Consider the following 19828-nt stretch of genomic DNA (forward strand, 5'->3'; position numbering starts at 1 on the left):
AGGTTACACTGAGCCCCCGCCCTGCGGGGGCTCACTTTTTTATCCCGAGGAACTATGGAAACACGACGCGATGACCGCATTGCTCAGCTGCTGCAGGCGCTGAAGCGCAGCGATAAGCTGCATCTGAAGGAAGCCGCCAACCTCCTCGGCGTCTCAGAGATGACCATTCGTCGCGATCTGAACAGCGACAGCGCCCCCGTGGTACTGCTGGGCGGGTACATCGTCCTTGAGCCGCGCAGCGCCAGCCATTATCTGATCAGCGACCAGAAGACGCGTCTGGTTGAAGAGAAGCGCAAAGCCGCGCGCCTTGCGGCTACGCTGGTTCAGCCGCACCAGACGCTGTTTTTTGACTGCGGCACCACCACGCCGTGGATTATCGAAGCCATCGACAGCAGCATTCCCTTTACCGCCGTGTGCTACTCCCTGAACACCTTTCTGGCGCTTCAGGAGAAACCCGAGTGCCGGGTGATCCTCTGCGGCGGCGAGTTTCACGCCAGCAACGCCATCTTTAAACCGCTTAACCTGCAGGACACGCTTAGCAATTTATGCCCGGACATCGCGTTTTATTCTGCCGCAGGCGTGAACGTGCGCCAGGGTGCAACCTGCTTTAATCTGGAGGAGCTGCCGGTCAAGCACTGGGCGTTAAATGCCGCGCAGTATCATGTGCTGGTGGTCGATCACAGTAAGTTTGGCAAGGTGCGTTCGGCAAGAATGGGCGAGCTGGCGCAGTTTGACGCCATCGTCAGCGATTGCCGCCCCGATGACGAGATTGTGGCCCATGCAAAGGCACAGCAGGTGAAGTTGATGTATTGAGGTTATGCCGGGTAAGCGCAGCGCCACTCGGCATAAAACTTAACTAAACCAGCTGCCAAACCAGCTATGGAATTTCATCAACACGAAATCCCACATCCGGCTGAAGAAGCCGCCCTCTTCCACCGCTTCCATCACAATCAGCGGACGCTGTTCAATCGACTTACCGTTTAGCTGGAAATCAATCGTCCCGACCACCTGGCCTTTTTTCAGCGGCGCGGTGAGCTGCGGTTCGGTCAGGGTATAGCTTGCTTTCAGGTTTTTCAGCTGACCGCGTGGAATGGTCACGGAACCGGCCTCACCCGCCCCCAGATTCACCTCGCTCTTATCACCAAACCAGACGCGCTGGCTGACGAACGTGGCATCCGGTTTAATCGGCGTCACGGTTTCATAGAAGCGGAAGCCCCAAGTCAGCAGTTTTTCTGACTCGTTAAAGCGGATGCGGTCGGTTTTGGTGCCCAGCACCACCGAGATCAGGCGCATGTCGCCCTGCGTCGCGGAGGCCACCAGGTTGTAGCCCGCGCCGGCCGTGGTGCCGGTCTTCATTCCGTCCACGTTAACGTTGCTGCTCCACAGCAGGCGGTTGCGGTTCGGCTGGCGAATTTTGTTGAAGGTAAACTCTTTCTCTTTGTGGATGGCGTATTCATCCGGCACGTCGTGGATCAGCGCTTTTCCCAGCAGCGCCATGTCGCGCGCGGTACTGAACTGTCCCGGCGCATCCAGGCCGTGGACCGTTTTGAAGGTGGTGTTGGTTAAGCCGAGCTTTTGCGCATAGCCATTCATCAAACCAATGAAAGAATCCTGACTGCCGGCAACGTAGTCGGCCAGCGCGATACACGCATCATTTCCCGACTGAATGATTACCCCTTTGTTCAGATCGGAGACGGAGACCTGATCGCCAGGCTTCAGGAACATCACCGACGAGCCCCGCAGCGCCGGGTTGCCTGTCGCCCAGGCATCCTTCCCGATGGTGACCATATCGTCCAGCTTGATCTTGCCCGCTTTTAACGCCTGCCCGACCACATAGCTGGTCATGATTTTGGTCAGGCTGGCCGGATCGAGTTTCTCATCCGCATTGCCTTCCGCCAGCACCTTACCGCTGGAATAGTCCATCAGGATCCAGGCGCGCGCGTCCACAGGCGGCGCTTCGGGCGCAGCCTGTTCAGCCGCGTAGAGTGTTGGTGCAAACAGGAAAAGAAGCGCAGAGCCTGCCGCCAGGCTGCGCAGAGAAGTCATTTTTCGCGTCATAAATGCCACCCGAGTGTCCATTCAAAAATTACGTCACATCACCGTGTCGCAAGAAGCGATGAGTAATAGCGCACTAAAACGGTTAAAGAAACCCAACGAGGGTAAAGTTATTAAAGTTTATGCAATAACATTCATTTACGCTTTGATTCAGGCGATTTTTTTGTCTTCTGTTGCGTAATTGTTAGGTTTATCTCACCATGGCAAAAAGCCGACCCAGATTCACACTCAACAGGAGTAAATATGATTACGCTGTGGGGCAGGAATAATTCGACCAACGTTAAGAAAGTGCTCTGGACGCTGGAGGAACTGGATTTACCGTTTAACCAAATCATGGCTGGCATGTCGTTCGGCGTGAACAAAGAGGCCGACTATCTGGCGATGAACCCGAACGGCCTGGTGCCGCTGCTGCGCGATGACGAAACAGACGCAACCCTTTGGGAGTCCAACACCATTGTGCGTTACCTCGCCGCCCAGTACGGTCTTGGCCGCCTGTGGGTTGAAAACCCGGCGCAGCGCGCGCAGGGTGAGAAGTGGATGGACTGGGCAAATCAGACGCTCTCTCCCGTTCACCGCGTGATCCTGATGGGGCTGGTGAGAACCCCTGAAGCCGAGCGCGACTACCCCGCCATTCATGCCGCGCAGGATGCCTGCGAAAACCTGTTTGCGATGATGGACGATGAGCTGGCGAAGCACGCCTGGTTCTCCGGCGATACGTTCGGCGTGGGGGACATTGCCGTAGCGCCGTTCGTCTGGAACCTGACTAACCTCGGTCTGAAATGGACGCCGCGCCCGAACCTTGACCGCTGGCTTAAGCAGCTTAGCGAGCGCCCGGCGTACCGTAACGTGGTGATGATCCCGGTCACCTGATTACGCACCGGACGGGCTGACTTTTAACAGCTGCCCGTCCGTTTCGTCGGTCAGGACATACAGATAGCCATCCGGCCCCACCCGCACATCGCGAATACGCTGCTCCCGGTCGCCCAGGATCCGCCCGTCCTCCGTCACTTTATTGCCGTCCACGCTCAGCACGATAACGTCCTTTTCCTTCAGCGCCCCAATAAACAGCTTGTTTTTCCACTGCGGGAACACGTCGCTATTATAGAACGCCATGCCGCTGACCGCGGGCGACACTTTCCAGACAAACAGCGGCTTTTCGGCTCCCTCAACGTGCTCGCCTTTGGCTTCCGGGATTTTCAGCCCGCTGTAGTTAATGCCGTGCGTCGCCAGCGGCCAGCCGTAATTTTTGCCCTTCTCCGGGATGTTGATTTCATCCCCGCCGCGCGGGCCGTGCTCGTTCAGCCACAGCGTGTCGCTCCACGGGTTCATCGCCATCCCCTGCGGGTTACGAATGCCGTAAGACCAGATTTCCGGCCGCGCGCCGGAGGTGTTCACAAAGGGGTTATCCGGCGGCACTTTACCGTCTTCGGTGAGGCGCGCCACTTTACCCTGCAGCTTGTCCAGATCCTGCGCCGTCGGGCGCTGGTTGTTCTCGCCGAGTCCAATAAAGAGATACCCTTTGCCGTCGAACACCAGTCGCCCACCAAAATGGTTACCGGTAGAGAGTTTCGGCATCTGGCGGAACACCACCTGGAATCCCTCGATGCGGGAAAGATCGTCGCTCAGGCGGCCATAGCCCACCGCCGTTCCGGCCTTGCCGTCACGCCCGGCTTCGGCGTAGCTCAGCCAGACGCGGCGCGACTTTTCAAAATCAGGCGCCAGCACCACGTCCAGCAGTCCTCCCTGGCCGTTCGCCCACACCTTCGGCACGCCGACAATGGGATCGGAAAGTCCTTTCCCGGCCTGCCAGCGCTTGAGCTGCCCGCCCTTAAGAGTGACCAGTAAACCGTCATTGCCCGGCAGGAACGCCATCGACCAGGGGTGATCGAGTCGGTTTTGCAGCACCTCAACCTTTACCGCCTCTGGCGCAGCAAGAAGCGAAAACGGAATAAACAATGCAGGTAGGAAAATCAACGAGGATCGAGGCATAAAGCGCTCCTTTTTCGGCATATGGCATAAAGATTAGCCATTACCTCCGGGCGTGTTACCACTTTTACAAAAGCTTAATCAGATGGGGGGAGTTGTCTCCCCCCGAACTCAGTGCTGTGCAAGCGTCTCGTGCTTGTTAAGACACATGATGCAAAGAGAGAGCGTTGTCAGGCAGTTTTCAAGCTTCTCCGCGTTAACAGCGATAAAATTTGGGCAGTCGTGGCGTCCGTTCATCAAACATACCCCTGCAATGGAGAGCACCTCAGCGGCGCGACGCAACGCCATCAGCTCGCATTCATCGTATTCCGCCTTCAGGGTCGGTGCTTTTTCACGCATGAAATTACACAGTTCAAACAGATTATCACGCAGATGTTCGCTTTCGCTGACTGACATATAGCCCTTTGCCTTCCTGAGCTGCAGATAGGCGGCCAGGTCGATTCGGGCGTTGATCAGCTTGTTAAGCAGATCGCGTTTCAGTCTGTCAACGGACATGCTATTTCCTCCTCTGTCAGCCATGTTGCACATTCAGAATAAGGTCATTTTTTGTACAGTTTAATGCCTGAGATCAATTATTCTTAACTGATTAACATTATTTACAATGTTACAACCTCGGCCTGGCGCATCCACCTTGCAAAGAGTGTATAAATCCCCCGCGATACGCTGTAAAATCCCGCCCTGATAACTCCATAATTGATGAATTTTTAACCTATGAGCAATGTTACGCACCAGCCGAAAATCGGCTTCGTCTCCCTGGGCTGCCCGAAAAACCTGGTGGATTCAGAACGCATCCTGACCGAACTGCGCACCGAGGGCTATGACGTGGTGCCAAGCTACGACAACGCCGATATGGTGATCGTTAACACCTGCGGGTTTATCGACAGCGCGGTCCAGGAGTCACTGGAAGCCATCGGTGAAGCGCTGACCGAAAACGGCAAAGTGATTGTTACCGGCTGCCTGGGCGCGAAAGTGGACCAAATCCGCGAAGTGCACCCGAAGGTGCTGGAGATCACCGGCCCGCACAGCTACGAGCAGGTGCTGGAACATGTTCATCACTACGTGCCAAAACCAAAGCACAACCCGTTCCTGAGCCTGGTGCCGGAACAGGGCGTGAAGCTGACGCCGCGTCACTACGCCTACCTGAAAATTTCTGAAGGCTGCAACCATCGCTGCACCTTCTGCATCATCCCGTCCATGCGTGGCGATCTGGTGAGCCGTCCGATTGGCGAAGTGCTGGCGGAAGCGAAACGTCTGGCCGACGCGGGCGTGAAGGAGCTGCTGGTGATTTCCCAGGACACCTCAGCTTATGGCGTGGACGTCAAACACCGCTCCGGTTTCCACAACGGCGAGCCGGTGAAAACCAGCATGGTGGGCCTGTGCGAGCAGCTGGCTAAGCTCGGTATCTGGACGCGTCTGCACTACGTTTACCCGTACCCGCACGTTGACGATGTGATCCCGCTGATGGCGGAAGGCAAAATCCTGCCGTACCTGGATATCCCGCTGCAGCACGCCAGCCCGCGTATCCTGAAGCTGATGAAACGCCCTGGCTCCGTTGACCGCCAGCTGGCGCGCATCAAGCAGTGGCGTGAAATCTGTCCGGATCTGACCCTGCGCTCCACCTTTATCGTCGGCTTCCCGGGTGAAACCGAAGAAGACTTCCAGATGCTGCTCGACTTCCTGAAAGAAGCCCGTCTGGACCGCGTCGGCTGCTTCAAGTACAGCCCGGTGGAAGGCGCAACCGCCAACGAGCTGGCGGATCAGGTGCCGGAAGAGGTTAAGGAAGAGCGCTGGAACCGCTTCATGCAGCTGCAGCAGCAGATTTCTGCCGAGCGTCTGCAGGAGAAAGTGGGCCGCGAGATCATGGTTATCATCGACGAAGTGGACGAAGAAGGCGCGATTGGCCGCAGCATGGCGGACGCCCCTGAAATCGACGGTGCGGTGTACCTGAACGGCGAAACCAACGTTAAGCCGGGTGATATTATTCGCGTCAAAGTTGAAAACGCCGACGAGTATGACCTGTGGGGTAGCCGGGTTTAATCTCACTGCACATCTTTTACAGGCCGGGTAAGGCGTAGCCGCCACCCGGCACATTTCACTGCACTACCCCTTTATCCTCGGATCCAGCGCGTCGCGCAGTCCATCCCCCAGCAGGTTAAACGCCAGCACGGTCAGGAAAATCGCCAGGCTCGGGAAGATCGCCACGTGCGGCGCAATCACCATATCGGCCCTCGCCTCGTTCAGCATCGCACCCCACTCCGGCGTCGGCGGCTGTGCCCCTAACCCCAGAAACGACAGGCTGGCCGCCGAAATAATCGACACGCCGATACGCATGGTGAAATAGACCACGATGGACGACACCGTCCCGGGCAGAATATGGCTGAACAGAATGGTGGTATCGCTGGCTCCCATGCTGCGGGCGGATTCAATAAACGTCTGCTGCTTCAGCACCAGCGTGTTGCCGCGCACCAGGCGGGCAAAGGCCGGAATCGAAAAGACCGCCACCGCGATAATGACGTTCGCCATCCCGCTGCCCATAATGGCGACAACGGCAATCGCCAGCAGAATGCCGGGGAAAGCAAACAGCACGTCGCAGATGCGCATGATGATGCGGTCCCACCAGCCTTCATAATACCCGGCGACGAGCCCCAGCACGGTACCGATAGCCGCGCCGATCAGCACCGCGACTACCCCGGCGGCGAGAGAAATTTGCGCCCCCACCAGCACGCGGCTGAAGATATCGCGGCCAAGCGAGTCCACGCCGAACCAGTGCAGCATTGAGGGGCCGTCGTTCAGGCGGTCATAGTCAAAGTAGTTTTCCGCATCAAACGGCGCTACCCACGGCGCAACGATCGCCACGGCAATCAGCACCAGCACGAACAGCCCCGCCGCCATTGCGACCGGCTGACGGCGAAAACGTCGCCAGAATTCGGACCATGGGGTGCGGACATGCTCCGGTTTCAGCCCCGGCATCGCGTTCAAAACGGCCTGACGCCGCCAGTTCAACAATCGCATCTTACTTATACCTGATGGCCGGGTTAATGGCGGCGTAGAGCACGTCCACCACTAAGTTGATAAGAATAAACTCCAGCGAGAAAAGCAGGACTTCTGCCTGAATCACCGGGTAGTCGCGCATCTCGACGGAATCGACCAGCAGGCGCCCCAGCCCCGGCCAGTTGAAGACCTTTTCCACGACGATAGAGCCACCCAGCAGGAAACCAAACTGTAGCCCCATCATCGTCACCACCGGGATCATCGCATTGCGGAACCCGTGCTTGAGAATGACCCACTTCTCGCTGACTCCTTTCGCCCGCGCGGTGCGAATATAATCTTCGCTCAGCACGTCCACGAACGAGGCACGGGTAAAGCGGGCCATCACCGCCGAAACGGCAGCGCCCAGCGTCATGGAGGGCAGAATGTAATGCTTCCAGGTATCGGCCCCGACGGTCGGCAGCCAGCCCAGTTCAACGGAGAAGATCTGCATCAGCAGCATCCCCAGCGCGAACGCCGGGAAGGAGATGCCGGTCACCGCCAGGGCCATGCCGAGCTTGTCCGGCCAGCGGTTACGCCAGACGGCCGCAATAATCCCCGCGCCCAGCCCAAACGCCACCGCCCAGCTCATGCTGGCAATCGTTAGCCAGAACGTGGGCATAAAGCGGCTGGCAATCTCCTCCGACACCGGACGCCTCGACACCATCGAGATACCAAAATCGCCCTGCAGAACGTTGCACATATAGTGCAGAAACTGCATATACAGCGGCTGGTCGAGGCCCAGCTGTTTACGCACCAGCTCAATGACGGTGGCATCCGCTTCGGGCCCGGCTACCAGACGCGCCGGATCGCCCGGCAGCATGTGGACAAACAAAAACACCAGCACCGCCACTATCAGCAGCGTCGGGATAAGCCCCAGCAGACGTTTACAAACATAATTCAGCATGAGGTTTATTTTAAATCCGCATCGTCAAAGCTAAAGCCGGTGTCCGGCATGATGTAGAACCCGGTCAGCGCTTTGTTATGGGCTGAGACCAGTTTCTCCACCACCAGCGGTACCCACGGCGACTCTTTCCAGATAATGTCCTGCGCGTCCTTGTAGAGGCGGGCTTTCTCCTCCGGTTTGGTGGTTTTCAGGGCATCGGCCAGGTCTTTGTCCACCTGCGGATTGCTGTAAAACGCGGTGTTGAACAGGGTTGGCGGCCAGTTCTGCGAGGCGAACAGCGGCGACAGCGCCCAGTCGGCTTCACCGGTCGAGGCCGTCCAGCCTGTGTAGAACATTCGCACGCCGCTCTCTTTCTGCCCTTTCCCCTCCACTTCTGCCGCACGCTGCCCGGCATCCATCGCGGTGACCTGCGCCTTAATCCCCACCTGCGCCAACTGCTGCTGGGTAAACTGCAGCACCTTCTGCGCGGTGCTGTGATTGTGCGACGACCACAGCGTGGTGCTGAAGCCGTTCGGGAAACCCGCCTCTTTCAGCAGCTCGCGCGCTTTAGCCGGATCGTACGGCCACGGCTGATAGCTTTGCGCATACGCGATAGACGGCGGCAGCACGCCGGTGGCCGGGGTGGCATAACCCGCAAAAGCGACCTTCACCAGCGCCTGACGGTTAATGGCATAGTTGATGGCTTCACGCACCTTCGGGTTATCGAACGGCTTCTGCGTGACGTTCATGCTGATGTAGCGCTGCATGATAGACGGGCTGGCAACCAGCTCCAGCTTGCTGTTTTTCTGCAGAATGGCGGCCTGCTCATAAGGGATGGGGAAGGCAAACTGCGCCTCGCCGGTTTGCAGCATTGCCGCGCGGGTGTTGTTATCCACCACCGGACGCCAGGTGATGGTGTCCAGCTTCGGCAGACCCTGCTGCCAGTATCCCGCGAATTTTTTCACCTTCACAAAATCGGTCTGGTTCCAGGTGAGCAGCTCGTACGGCCCGGTTCCCACCGGGTGGAAGCCGATCTCTTTACCGTACTTTTTCAGCGCGGCGGGCGAGATCATCGCCGTCGCCGGATGCGCCAGAATATTGATAAACGCGGAGAATGGCTCTTTCAGGGTGATTTTTACCGTTGCCGGGTCGACTACCTCGGTGCTGGCGATATTTTTATACAGGTTATAGCGCTTGAGGCTGTTTTCAGGATTGCTGGCACGGTCGAGGTTGACCTTTACCGCCTCCGCATTGAAATCAGTCCCGTCCTGGAACTTCACGCCGGAACGGAGCTTGATGGTATAGACCAGCCCGTCGTCGGATACGGTGTACCCCTCCGCCAGCACATTTTTCAGCTTCATCTCTCTGTCGAGACCAAACAGCCCCTGATAGAACGATTTCGCCACCGCCTGGGAGAGCGTGTCGTTGGCGTCGTACGGATCGAGCGTGGTGAAGTTGGAGCCGACGGCAACCACCACGTCTTTGGCGGCGAACGCGGGGGCAGCGGCCAGGGCTGCCGTCACGCTCGCGGCTAACAACCATTTACGCGCTACAAATGTAACCATTGTGTTCTCCTGCCTGTTGTAAGTTATAACCGTGAGAAGGCATTGTCCTGGCGCGGCGGAGCCACGAAGTGGCCCGGACCAACCTCACGCAGCGTGACGCGCTCCACGGCTTCGCCCCGTTTACGAATGTTGCTCGGCATCTCATCCTGCAGCAGCACGCGCTGGCCGTGACGGTGCGCGGGATCGGCAACCGGCACCGCCGCAATAAGCTTGCGGGTGTAGGGGTGCTGCGGGTTCTCAAACACCGCCCTTCGCGGGCCAATCTCCACGATCTGCCCCATAAACATCACCGCCACGCGGTGGCTGATACGCTCTACCACCGCCATATCGTGCGAGATAAACAGGAAGGCAATCCCCATATCCCGCTGTAAATCCAGCAGTAAGTTGATAATTTGCGCCCGGATCGAGACATCCAGCGCCGAGACGGATTCATCCGCAATCACCACCTTCGGGTTCAGCGCCAGCGCGCGGGCGATGCATATACGCTGCCGCTGCCCGCCGGAAAACTCATGCGGATAACGCCAGGCGTGTTCCGGCTTCAGGCCAACGCGCTCCAGCAGCCAGGCCACGCGACGCTGCGCCGCCTCGCCGTCGAGCAGGTTATGCACCCGCAGCGGCTCCATAATTGAGTACCCTACCGTATGGCGCGGGTCGAGAGAGGCATACGGATCCTGGAAGATAAACTGAATATCTCGTCGTATCGCCTGTAATTTATTATCTGGCAGGGCGTCGATACGTTCACCGTTAAAGGTTATCGTCCCCTCCTGGGTCTCCACGAGCCTGAGCAGCGCCCGCCCGGTGGTGGATTTCCCGCAGCCGGACTCTCCTACCAGCGCCAGCGTTTCACCCGGCCAGAGATCGAAACTGACGTTTTCCACCGCATGCACTTCGCGCTTCAGGCGGTTGAAAATTCCGCTGCGCAGCGGAAAGCGGGTCACCAGATTGCGCACTTCGAGTATCGGTTTGCCCGACACCACGGTGTCCTGCTCGCCTTCATCCTCCTGCAGCTCTGTCGCCTCCAGGGAAATCAGCGGAAAACGGCGCGGCAAATCGCTGCCGTTCATTGCCCCAAGCCGCGGCACCGCCGCCAGCAGCGCTTTGGTGTAAGGATGCTCGGGGGCATGGAAAATCTGCTCGACCGCACCGGTTTCCACAGCATTGCCCTTGTGCATCACCAGCACCCGATCGGCGATGTCAGCCACTACGCCCATATCGTGAGTGATGAAAATCACCCCCATCTCCATCTCCTGCTGCAGCACTTTGATGAGCTGCAGGATCTGCGCCTGAATCGTCACGTCCAGCGCCGTCGTCGGCTCATCGGCAATCAGCACCGCCGGACGGCAGGAGAGCGCCATGGCAATCATCACCCGCTGGCGCATGCCGCCGGAAAGCTGATGCGGGTAGCGCCCCAGAATGGCCTGCGCCTCCGGAATGCGTACCAGCTCCAGCATCCGTCGGGCCTCTTTGAGCGCCTCATCGCCGCTCAGCCCCTGATGCAGCCGGATGGACTCGGCAATTTGCTCCCCGACCGGGAACACCGGGTTCAGGGAGGTCATCGGCTCCTGGAAGATCATCGCGATATCCGCCCCGCGCACGCCCTGCATCTGCGCGCCGCTCAGCTCGTTTAAATCAATGACCTGACGGTTACGGCGGCGCAGGAGCATTTTCTCGCTGCTGATTTGCCCGCCCGTCTGTTCCAGCAGGCGCATCAGCGCCAGCGCGGTGACCGATTTCCCGGAGCCGGATTCGCCAACAATAGCCAACGTCTCGCCGCGCCTGAGCGAGAACGATAAATTCTGTACTGCGGGGATGAACTGCCGCTCTTCCTGAAACGCAATATTCAGCTGATGGACAGCCAGCACCTCGCGGTTGTCCAGTTCTTCAGTGTGCGGCACGCGCTGCCCCCTTATTCACGATAGATGCCCGTGCTCGGCTCATCACCGGCATAACCCCAGGCGCGGTACATGCCTTCGCTGTTGAACGGCAGGGCCACGTTGCCCTCACGATCGACCGCAATCAGCCCGCCGACGCCGCCCAGGGCAGGTAATTTTTCCATCACCACGCGCTCGCAGGCCTCGCTCAGGCTTAAACCGCCGTAATCCATCAGCGCGGTGATGTCGTAGGCCGCGAGGGCGCGAATAAACACTTCCCCGGTGCCGGTACACGACACCGCCGCCGTGGCGTTATTGGCATAGCAGCCCGCGCCGGGCAGCGGGCTGTCGCCGACGCGTCCCGGCAGCTTGTTGGTCATGCCGCCCGTTGACGTCGCCGCCGCGAGGTTACCGGCTTTATCGAGCGCCACCGCGCCAACCGTGCCCATTTTGGTGGTTTCATCCAGCGGCGCAGTATGGTCAAGCTGCGTTATGCCCGCCGTACGGGCTTCCAGCAGCTGCTGATAGCGTTCTTCCGTGGAAAACAGATCCGGCGATACCGGTTCCATTCCGTGCTCAAAGGCAAATTTTTCCGCCCCAGCGCCCGCCAGCAGAACGTGCGGGCTCTCCTCCATCACCAGACGCGCCGCCAGCACCGGATTTCGCAGATGGCTCACGCCCGCCACGGCGCCCGCCTTCAGGGTGACGCCGTCCATCACGCAGGCGTCCAGCTCGTGGGTTTCATCCCGGGTAAAGACCGAACCTATTCCGGCATTAAAGAGCGGACACTCTTCCAGCAGGCGCACCGCCTCGGTGACCACATCCAGCGCGCTCTCGCCCGCTTCCAGCATTTTCTGGCCCGTTTCCACAATGGCGTACAGCGCGTCAATGTAGCGCTTTTCCTGCTCGGGACTGAGCTGTGCACGGGTGATTGCCCCTGCGCCGCCATGAATTGCGATTACCGCATTAACCATTCGCATCACCCGTTAGCCTGATTCGCGGCTTTTTCTATAAATATCATTATCGTCGATGAAACTTCAGATGATTTTTGAATATAGAAAGACGCAACAGTGATGTAAAGCGTACACCCATCGGGTCATACAGTTAGCCGCACTTTTCTGCCATAATGGGCGCTTTCGTTGTTACTCCGCAGGAGCCCACCATGGATTTTACCGCCGGACTGATGCCGCTTGAGACGGCACTCTCGCAGATGCTTGACCGTATTTCTCCGCTGCATGACGTTGAGACGCTGCCGCTTGTGCGCTGTTTTGGTCGTATTGCCGCGCGCGATATCGTCTCGCCGATGAACGTGCCGGGGTTCGATAACTCCGCGATGGACGGTTACGCGGTGCGCCTGGCGGATCTCCAGACGGGTAACGCCCTGCCGGTGGCGGGTAAAGCCTTTGCGGGCCAGCCGTTTAGCGGCGAAAGGCCTGCGGGCACCTGCGTGCGAATCATGACCGGCGCGCCGGTTCCGCAGGGCTGCGACGCCGTGGTGATGCAGGAAGAGACCGAGCAGACCGACGACGGGGTGCGTTTTACCGCGAACGTTAAAGCGGGCCAGAACATCCGCCGCACGGGCGAAGACATCACCCTCGGCGCGACCGTTTTTGCCGCCGGGCAGAAATTGACGGTAGGTGAACTGCCGGTGCTGGCGTCGCTCGGCATCGCGGAAGTTGACGTTGTCCGCAAGGTGCGCGTGGCGGTCTTCTCCACCGGCGACGAGCTGCAGCTTCCGGGCCAGCCGCTGCAGGATGGCCAGATTTATGACACCAACCGCCTGGCGGTACACCTGATGCTGGAGCAGCTGGGCTGCGAGGTGATTAACCTCGGGATTATTCCAGACGACCCGGAAAAACTGCGCGCGGCGTTTATCGAGGCGGACAAATCCGCCGACGTGGTCATCAGCTCCGGCGGCGTCTCCGTGGGCGAAGCGGATTACACTAAAACCCTGCTTGAAGAGCTGGGCGAAATCGCCTTCTGGAAGCTGGCGATTAAGCCGGGCAAACCGTTCGCGTTTGGCAAGCTTCCGCACAGCTGGTTCTGCGGCCTGCCGGGTAACCCGGTCTCTGCGGCGCTCACCTTCTACCAGCTGGCGATCCCGCTGCTGGCGAAGCTTTCAGGCAACAAAGCCAGCCCGCTGCCGGAGCGCCTGCGCGTGCGTGCCGCTACGCGCCTGAAAAAATCACCGGGTCGTCTCGATTTCCAGCGCGGCATTCTGGCACGCGGCGCGGACGGTGAGCTCGAAGTGAGCACCACCGGACATCAGGGCTCGCACATTTTCAGCTCCTTCAGCCAGGGTAACTGCTTTATCGTGCTGGAGCGCGAGCGCGGCAACGTGGAAGCCGGCGAATGGGTTGAGGTTGAGCGCTTTAACCACCTGTTCGGAGGCTGACATGACGGTGGAGCTGAGCGACCAGGAGATGATGCGCTACAACCGCCAGATCGTGCTGCGCGGGTTTGACTTTGAGGGTCAGGAAGCGCTTAAGGCAGCCAATGTGCTGGTCGTCGGTCTCGGCGGGCTGGGCTGCGCCGCCGCGCAGTATCTTGCGGCGGCGGGCGTGGGCAGGATGACGCTGTTGGATTTCGATACCGTCTCGGTGTCCAACCTGCAGCGCCAGACGCTGCACAGCGACGCGACGGTTGGCCAGCCGAAAGTAGACTCTGCCCGCACGGCGCTGGCGCGCATCAACCCCAACGTTCAGTTCCCCCTGATTGACGCGATGCTGGATGACGACGCGCTGTTCGCGCAGATTGCGCAGCACGATCTGGTGCTCGACTGCACCGATAACGTCGCCGTCCGTAACCAGCTGAACGCGGGCTGTTTTGCCCACAAAACCCCGCTGGTCTCCGGCGCGGCAATCCGCATGGAGGGGCAAATTAGCGTCTTCACGTACGCGGATGGTGAACCCTGCTACCGCTGCCTGAGCCGTCTGTTTGGCGAGAATGCGCTGACCTGCGTCGAGGCGGGCGTGATGGCACCACTCGTCGGCGTGATTGGCTCATTGCAGGCAATGGAAGCGATTAAAGTGCTGGCGCACTACGGCACGCCTGCCGCGGGGAAAATCGTGATGTATGACGCGATGACCTGTCAGTTCCGCGAGATGAAGCTGATGCGCAATCCGGGGTGTGAGGTTTGCGGAGGTTAAAGCAAACGGCAACCTTCAGGTTGCCGTTTTAGTGTTTGCTCCCTCTCCCTGTGGGAGAGGGTTGGGGTGAGGGCATCAGGCCGCACCCGTCAGATAGACGTCCGTCCAAACGCCCCCTGCCAGTCCTGCTCAAACTTCACGATCGCCGCATCCACCGCAGGCGAGGTAATAAACTGCTGCGCCACGTCCAGCGGCAGCGTGATGGACTCGCACCCTGCCAGCAGGCAGTCCAGCGCCTGACGCGGGGTTTTAAAGCTCGCGGCCAGCACCTTTGACTGCGGGGTATGCAGCGCCAACAGCTGCTGCAATTCAATCACGGTCTGAATCCCGTCCCCGCCCTGCGCGTCCACGCGATTAACGTAAGGGGCCACATACTCTGCTCCGGCCAGGGCGGACAGCATCCCCTGCGCGGCGCCATACACCGCCGTGCCCAGCGTCGGGATCCCTTCCGCTTTCAGCATCTTAATGGCCGCCAGCCCTTCTGCGGTCACCGGCACCTTCACCACCAGGTCGTTAATGATAGCGCGCAGCTTGCGCGCGTCTTCCACCATCCCTTCGGCGGTGGTTGCCATTACCTGCGCAAACAGACGGCCCTTACCGCCCAACGCGTCGTGCAGCGCGGGCAGCAGCTCGTCGAGCGGCGTTTTTCCTGCCGCCACAATGCTTGGGTTGGTGGTCACGCCCGCCAGCGGGAAGATACGCGCCAGCTTTTTGACTGCCGCAACGTCAGATGTGTCGAGATAAAGTTCCATGATGTCACCCTCAAAATTAGCCTGCACTTACCCTATCACGACAAAACCTGCTCAAGAGTTGACCTGCATCAAGATAACTTTCATTCGAAAGTCATTTAATCTTCACATGCAACTTGAGGGCAAAAATATGATCTTCAATATTCAGCGTTATTCCACCCACGACGGCCCCGGTATTCGAACCGTGGTGTTCCTGAAAGGCTGCTCGCTGGGCTGTCGCTGGTGTCAGAACCCGGAAAGCCGCTCGCGCAGCCGGGACGTGCTGTTTGACGCGCGCCTGTGTCTGGAAGGCTGCGACCTGTGTCAGCTGGCGGCACCGGGCTGTATCGAACGCGCGCTCAATGGCCTGGTCATCCACCGCGAAAAGCTGAGTGAAGAGACGCTTAACGCCCTCACCGACTGCTGCCCGACGCAGGCGCTTACCGTCTGCGGTGAAGAGAAGCAGGTGGACGAGATCATGACCACCGTGCTGCGCGACAAACCCTTTTATGACCGCAGCGGCGGCGGGATCACCCTCTCCGGCGGCGAGCCGTTTATGAACCCGGAGCTGGCGCACGCCCTGTTCAAGGCCAGCCACGAACAGGGTATCCACACCGCCGTCGAAACCTGCCTTCACGTGCCGTGGCACTATATCGAGCCGTCATTACCGTACGTCGATCTGTTCCTTGCCGACCTTAAGCACGTCGATGGAGCGGTGTTCAAACAGTGGACCGACGGTTCGGCCAAACGGATCCTGGACAACCTGAAGCGCCTCGCCGCTGCCGGGAAAAAGATCACCATCCGCGTGCCGCTGATCCAGGGCTTTAACGCCGATGAAGCGTCCATCACAGCCATTACCAACTTCGCCGCCGACGAACTCGGCGTCGATGATATTCATTTTTTGCCGTATCACACGCTGGGCATGAACAAATACACCCTGCTCAGCCAACCCTACTCTGCCCCTGACAAACCGCTGGATAACCCTGCCCTGCTGGATTTCGCGCAGCAGTACGCCTGCCAGAAAGGGTTAACCGCGACCTTACGAGGATAAACCTATGACCACCCTGAATCTCAACACCCTCAGCGAACGTATTAAAGCGCATAAAATGGCGCTGGTGCATATCGTCAAGCCGCCGGTCTGTACCGAGCGCGCGCAGCATTACACCGAAATGTACCAGCAGCACATGGACAAGCCGATCCCGGTGCGTCGCGCCCTGGCGCTGGCACATCACCTGGCGGAACGCACCATCTGGATCAAGCACGACGAGCTGATTATCGGCAACCAGGCAAGCGAAGTGCGCGCCGCGCCGATCTTCCCGGAATATACCGTCTCCTGGATTGAGAAAGAGATTGACGATCTGGCGGACCGTCCGGGTGCGGGCTTCGCGGTGAGCGAAGAGAACAAGCGTGTGCTGCATGAAATCTGCCCGTGGTGGCGCGGCCAGACGGTGCAGGACCGCTGCTACGGCATGTTCACCGACGAGCAGAAAGGCCTGCTGGAAACCGGCATCATCAAAGCCGAAGGCAACATGACCTCCGGCGACGCCCACCTGGCGGTAAACTTCCCGCTGGTGCTGGAGAAAGGTCTCGACGGCCTGCGCGCCAAAGTGGACGAGCGCCGCTCGCGCATCAACCTGACGGTGCTGGAAGACCTGCACGGCGATCAGTTCCTGAAGGCAATTGATATCGTGCTGGAAGCCGTCAGCCTGCACATCAAACGCTTCGCCGACCTGGCGCGTGAGATGGCGTCTACGGAAACCCGCGAAAGCCGCCGCGACGAGCTGCTGGCGATGGCGGAAAACTGCGACGTGATTGCCCACGAGCCGCCAAAAACCTTCTGGCAGGCGCTGCAGCTGTGCTACTTCATTCAGCTGATCCTGCAGATTGAGTCCAACGGCCACTCCGTGTCGTTTGCGCGGATGGACCAGTATCTCTATCCGTACTACCGCCGGGACGTGGAGCTGGACCAGAGCCTGGACCGCGAGCACGCCATCGAGCTGCTGCACAGCTGCTGGCTGAAGCTGCTGGAAGTGAACAAAATCCGCTCCGGCTCGCACTCCAAAGCCTCTGCCGGCAGCCCGCTGTACCAGAACGTCACCATTGGTGGTCAGAAGCTGGTCAACGGCGAGCCGATGGACGCGGTGAACCCGCTCTCCTACGCGATCCTGGAGTCCTGCGGTCGCCTGCGCTCCACCCAGCCGAACCTGAGCGTGCGCTATCACGCGGGCATGAGCAACGACTTCCTCGACGCCTGCGTGCAGGTGATCCGCTGCGGCTTCGGGATGCCTGCCTTTAACAACGACGAAATCGTGATCCCGGAATTTATCAAGCTCGGCGTTGAGCGCGATGATGCCTATGACTACGCGGCCATCGGCTGCATCGAAACCGCGGTAGGCGGCAAGTGGGGCTACCGCTGCACCGGCATGAGCTTTATCAACTTCGCCCGCGTGATGCTCGCCGCGCTGGAAGGCGGCCGCGACGCCACCAGCGGCAAGGTGTTCCTGCCGCAGGAGAAAGCGCTCTCCGCCGGTAACTTCGACAATTTCGAGGAGGTGATGGCGGCGTGGGATACCCAGATCCGCTACTACACCCGCAAATCTATCGAAATTGAGTACGTGGTAGACACCATGCTGGAGGAGAACGTCCACGACATTCTCTGCTCGGCGCTGGTGGACGACTGCATCGAACGCGCGAAAAGCATCAAGCAGGGCGGCGCGAAGTATGACTGGGTCTCCGGCCTGCAGGTGGGTATCGCCAACCTCGGCAACAGCCTGGCAGCGGTGAAAAAGCTGGTCTTTGAGCAGGGCGCTATCGGTCAGCAGCAGCTGGCGGCGGCGCTGGCGGATGACTTCGACGGGCTGACCCACGAGCAGCTGCGCCAGCGCCTGATCAACGGCGCGCCGAAGTACGGCAACGACGACGACAGCGTGGACATGCTGCTGACCCGAGCCTATCAGACCTACATTGAAGAGCTGAAGCAGTACCACAACCCGCGCTACGGCCGCGGCCCGATTGGGGGTAACTATTACGCGGGCACCTCTTCCATCTCCGCGAACGTGCCGTTTGGCGCGGCGACGATGGCGACGCCGGACGGACGTAAGGCGCATACCCCACTGGCGGAAGGGGCAAGCCCGGCCTCCGGTACGGACCACCTCGGCCCGACGGCGGTGATCGGCTCGGTCGGTAAACTACCTACCGAGGCGATCCTGGGCGGCGTGCTGCTTAACCAGAAGCTGAATCCGTCGACGCTGGAAAACGACAGCGATCGCCAGAAGCTGATGGTACTGCTGCGTACCTTCTTCGAGGTGCACAAGGGCTGGCATATTCAGTACAACATTGTCTCCCGCGAAACGCTGCTGGAAGCGAAGAAGCACCCGGACCAGTACCGCGACCTGGTAGTGCGCGTGGCGGGTTACTCGGCGTTCTTCACCGCCCTGTCGCCGGATGCGCAGGACGATATTATCGCCCGTACTGAGCATACGCTGTAAGAAAACGCCCGGTGGCGCTGCGCTTACCGGGCCTACAGAGTCTCCCCGTAGGCCGGGTAAGGCGAAGCCGCCACCCGGCTTTCTGACTTTCATTCGAAATTAAATTTGTGCTCCCCGTCACCTTGTTATTAGAATGTTTCAAAACGCAGTGACCCAGGAGCACAGTATGACCGTTAAAGTTATCGTCACCGATATGGACGGAACTTTCCTTGATGATGCCAAGCAGTACGATCGTGACCGCTTCCAGGCACAGTTTGAGCAGCTTAAATCCCGCAATATTGAGTTCGTTGTCGCCAGCGGTAACCAGTATTACCAGCTCATCTCCTTCTTCCCCGAGCTGAAAGAGCAGATCTCCTTCGTGGCGGAGAACGGCGCGCTGGTGTTCGACCACGGCGAACAGGTTTTCCACGGCGAGCTGACCCGCCATGAGTCGCAGATCGTTATTGGCGAACTGCTGAAAGACGAAGGGCTGAACTTTGTAGCCTGCGGTCTGGAGAGCGCCTACGTCAGCGACAAAGCCCCGGACGCCTTCGTGGCGCTGATGTCAAAGCACTATCACCGCTTAAAACGCATCAGCGATTACCGCGAAATCGACGACGTGCTGTTTAAGTTCTCCCTGAACCTGCCGGACAGCGATATCCCGAACCTGGTCGATAAACTGCACGTCTCCCTGGACGGCATCATGAAGCCGGTCACCAGCGGTTTCGGTTTTGTCGATTTGATTATCCCCGGCCTGCACAAAGCCAACGGCATTAGCCGCCTGCTGAAACGCTGGAAAATCTCCCCGCAGGAATGCGTCGGCATTGGCGACAGCGGCAACGATGCCGAGATGCTGAAGCTGGTGAAATACTCTTTTGCGATGGGCAACGCGGCGCAGAGCATTAAAGACATTAGCCGCTACAGCACCGACGATAACAACCATCAGGGCGCGTTGAACGTGATTCAGGCCGTGCTCGACAACCACTCTCCTTTCGACGTCTGATCCTTTCCTCGCCGGAGCCCCGCTCCGGCCTCTCACTCTTTTTCCGACCTGTGGCTTGCGTCAAGTTTTTAAACTTGCATTAACTTATTTT

The 19828-nt window shown here is 59.2% G+C and carries 17 protein-coding genes; 8 read left to right on the forward strand and 9 right to left on the reverse strand.

Features of this window, described 5'->3' with window-relative positions; all coding sequences use genetic code 11:
* Positions 1-54 precede the first annotated feature (54 nt).
* A complete protein-coding gene (deoR, locus tag A6013_RS03795) occupies positions 55-813 on the forward strand; it encodes a DNA-binding transcriptional repressor DeoR (protein ID WP_047368171.1) in 759 nt (252 codons plus the stop codon).
* Between the two features lie 39 nt (positions 814-852).
* Here the strand turns inward: deoR and dacC are convergent, their stop codons facing one another.
* Positions 853-2058, reverse strand: a complete 1206-nt coding sequence (gene dacC / locus A6013_RS03800; protein WP_032644979.1) for a serine-type D-Ala-D-Ala carboxypeptidase — start codon at positions 2056-2058, stop codon at positions 853-855.
* A gap of 240 nt (positions 2059-2298) precedes the next feature.
* Here dacC and A6013_RS03805 point away from each other — a divergent pair, with 240 nt between their 5' ends.
* The gene (locus tag A6013_RS03805; RefSeq protein WP_045259989.1) at positions 2299-2925 is read left to right on the forward strand and encodes a glutathione S-transferase family protein; all 627 of its coding nucleotides are present in this window, start codon (positions 2299-2301) and stop codon (positions 2923-2925) included.
* Here A6013_RS03805 and A6013_RS03810 read toward each other — a convergent pair whose 3' ends face one another.
* The gene (locus tag A6013_RS03810; protein ID WP_069732583.1) at positions 2926-4044 is read right to left on the reverse strand and encodes a PQQ-dependent sugar dehydrogenase; all 1119 of its coding nucleotides are present in this window, start codon (positions 4042-4044) and stop codon (positions 2926-2928) included.
* Positions 4045-4152: 108 nt separating this feature from the next.
* The gene (bssR, locus tag A6013_RS03815) at positions 4153-4536 is read right to left on the reverse strand and encodes a biofilm formation regulator BssR (protein ID WP_028012482.1); all 384 of its coding nucleotides are present in this window, start codon (positions 4534-4536) and stop codon (positions 4153-4155) included.
* Between the two features lie 216 nt (positions 4537-4752).
* On the opposite strand from bssR, the gene rimO reads away from it, so the two are divergent.
* Positions 4753-6078 (forward strand): 30S ribosomal protein S12 methylthiotransferase RimO, encoded by a 1326-nt coding sequence (gene rimO / locus A6013_RS03820; protein ID WP_041910688.1) that lies wholly within the window; start codon positions 4753-4755, stop codon positions 6076-6078.
* Between the two features lie 63 nt (positions 6079-6141).
* On the opposite strand, the gene gsiD is transcribed toward rimO, so the two are convergent.
* Genes gsiD through iaaA form a run of 5 tightly spaced genes read right to left on the reverse strand, consistent with a single transcriptional unit; the run spans position 6142 to position 12364 of the window.
* Positions 6142-7053 (reverse strand): glutathione ABC transporter permease GsiD, encoded by a 912-nt coding sequence (gene gsiD, locus A6013_RS03825; RefSeq protein ID WP_028012480.1) that lies wholly within the window; start codon positions 7051-7053, stop codon positions 6142-6144.
* Between the two features lies 1 nt (position 7054).
* Positions 7055-7975, reverse strand: coding sequence for a glutathione ABC transporter permease GsiC (gene gsiC, locus A6013_RS03830; RefSeq protein ID WP_069732584.1), 921 nt, complete (start codon positions 7973-7975; stop codon positions 7055-7057).
* Positions 7976-7980: 5 nt separating this feature from the next.
* Positions 7981-9519, reverse strand: coding sequence for a glutathione ABC transporter substrate-binding protein GsiB (gsiB, locus tag A6013_RS03835; protein ID WP_048999336.1), 1539 nt, complete (start codon positions 9517-9519; stop codon positions 7981-7983).
* A 23-nt stretch (positions 9520-9542) separates the two neighbouring features.
* On the reverse strand, positions 9543-11414 hold the full coding sequence (gene gsiA, locus A6013_RS03840) for a glutathione ABC transporter ATP-binding protein GsiA (RefSeq protein WP_069732585.1): 1872 nt from the start codon (positions 11412-11414) through the stop codon (positions 9543-9545).
* Between the two features lie 11 nt (positions 11415-11425).
* Entirely contained in the window at positions 11426-12364 is a 939-nt protein-coding gene (iaaA, locus tag A6013_RS03845; protein WP_045260003.1) for a beta-aspartyl-peptidase, read from the reverse strand.
* 188 nt (positions 12365-12552) lie between these two features.
* On the opposite strand from iaaA, the gene moeA reads away from it, so the two are divergent.
* Both moeA and moeB read left to right on the forward strand, forming a co-directional pair.
* Positions 12553-13785, forward strand: a complete 1233-nt coding sequence (moeA, locus tag A6013_RS03850) for a molybdopterin molybdotransferase MoeA (RefSeq protein WP_069732586.1) — start codon at positions 12553-12555, stop codon at positions 13783-13785.
* A gap of 1 nt (position 13786) precedes the next feature.
* Positions 13787-14539: a molybdopterin-synthase adenylyltransferase MoeB gene (gene moeB / locus A6013_RS03855; protein ID WP_069732587.1), complete on the forward strand. Its 753-nt coding sequence runs from the start codon at positions 13787-13789 to the stop codon at positions 14537-14539.
* An 89-nt stretch (positions 14540-14628) separates the two neighbouring features.
* Here moeB and fsa read toward each other — a convergent pair whose 3' ends face one another.
* Complete coding sequence (fsa, locus tag A6013_RS03860; RefSeq protein ID WP_069732588.1) at positions 14629-15291, reverse strand: fructose-6-phosphate aldolase; 663 nt, start codon at positions 15289-15291, stop codon at positions 14629-14631.
* A gap of 127 nt (positions 15292-15418) precedes the next feature.
* Between fsa and A6013_RS03865 the strand changes: the two genes are divergently transcribed.
* From A6013_RS03865 to A6013_RS03875, 3 genes are all read left to right on the forward strand, one after another.
* Positions 15419-16318 carry a glycyl-radical enzyme activating protein gene (locus tag A6013_RS03865; protein ID WP_069732589.1) on the forward strand — a complete coding sequence of 300 codons (900 nt, stop codon included), beginning with the start codon at positions 15419-15421 and terminating at the stop codon, positions 16316-16318.
* 4 nt (positions 16319-16322) lie between these two features.
* On the forward strand, positions 16323-18755 hold the full coding sequence (locus A6013_RS03870) for a formate C-acetyltransferase/glycerol dehydratase family glycyl radical enzyme (RefSeq protein ID WP_048999330.1): 2433 nt from the start codon (positions 16323-16325) through the stop codon (positions 18753-18755).
* Positions 18756-18921: 166 nt separating this feature from the next.
* Entirely contained in the window at positions 18922-19737 is an 816-nt protein-coding gene (locus tag A6013_RS03875; protein WP_048999329.1) for a Cof-type HAD-IIB family hydrolase, read from the forward strand.
* Positions 19738-19828: the final 91 nt, after the last annotated feature.

Origin of the sequence: Enterobacter sp. IF2SW-B1 (genome assembly GCF_001743375.1) — a bacterium.
Lineage (GTDB): Bacteria > Pseudomonadota > Gammaproteobacteria > Enterobacterales > Enterobacteriaceae > Enterobacter > Enterobacter bugandensis.

Excerpts from the sequence above, each read along its gene's own strand:
- deoR (WP_047368171.1), top strand. The coding sequence starts at position 55 with ATGGAAACACGACGCGATGACCGCATTGCTCAGCTGCTGCAGGCGCTG.
- dacC (WP_032644979.1), bottom strand. The coding sequence starts at position 2,058 with ATGACGCGAAAAATGACTTCTCTGCGCAGCCTGGCGGCAGGCTCTGCG.
- A6013_RS03805 (WP_045259989.1), top strand. The coding sequence starts at position 2,299 with ATGATTACGCTGTGGGGCAGGAATAATTCGACCAACGTTAAGAAAGTG.
- A6013_RS03810 (WP_069732583.1), bottom strand. The coding sequence starts at position 4,044 with ATGCCTCGATCCTCGTTGATTTTCCTACCTGCATTGTTTATTCCGTTT.
- bssR (WP_028012482.1), bottom strand. The coding sequence starts at position 4,536 with ATGTCCGTTGACAGACTGAAACGCGATCTGCTTAACAAGCTGATCAAC.
- rimO (WP_041910688.1), top strand. The coding sequence starts at position 4,753 with ATGAGCAATGTTACGCACCAGCCGAAAATCGGCTTCGTCTCCCTGGGC.
- gsiD (WP_028012480.1), bottom strand. The coding sequence starts at position 7,053 with ATGCGATTGTTGAACTGGCGGCGTCAGGCCGTTTTGAACGCGATGCCG.
- gsiC (WP_069732584.1), bottom strand. The coding sequence starts at position 7,975 with ATGCTGAATTATGTTTGTAAACGTCTGCTGGGGCTTATCCCGACGCTG.
- gsiB (WP_048999336.1), bottom strand. The coding sequence starts at position 9,519 with ATGGTTACATTTGTAGCGCGTAAATGGTTGTTAGCCGCGAGCGTGACG.
- iaaA (WP_045260003.1), bottom strand. The coding sequence starts at position 12,364 with ATGGTTAATGCGGTAATCGCAATTCATGGCGGCGCAGGGGCAATCACC.
- moeA (WP_069732586.1), top strand. The coding sequence starts at position 12,553 with ATGGATTTTACCGCCGGACTGATGCCGCTTGAGACGGCACTCTCGCAG.
- moeB (WP_069732587.1), top strand. The coding sequence starts at position 13,787 with ATGACGGTGGAGCTGAGCGACCAGGAGATGATGCGCTACAACCGCCAG.
- fsa (WP_069732588.1), bottom strand. The coding sequence starts at position 15,291 with ATGGAACTTTATCTCGACACATCTGACGTTGCGGCAGTCAAAAAGCTG.
- A6013_RS03865 (WP_069732589.1), top strand. The coding sequence starts at position 15,419 with ATGATCTTCAATATTCAGCGTTATTCCACCCACGACGGCCCCGGTATT.
- A6013_RS03870 (WP_048999330.1), top strand. The coding sequence starts at position 16,323 with ATGACCACCCTGAATCTCAACACCCTCAGCGAACGTATTAAAGCGCAT.
- A6013_RS03875 (WP_048999329.1), top strand. The coding sequence starts at position 18,922 with ATGACCGTTAAAGTTATCGTCACCGATATGGACGGAACTTTCCTTGAT.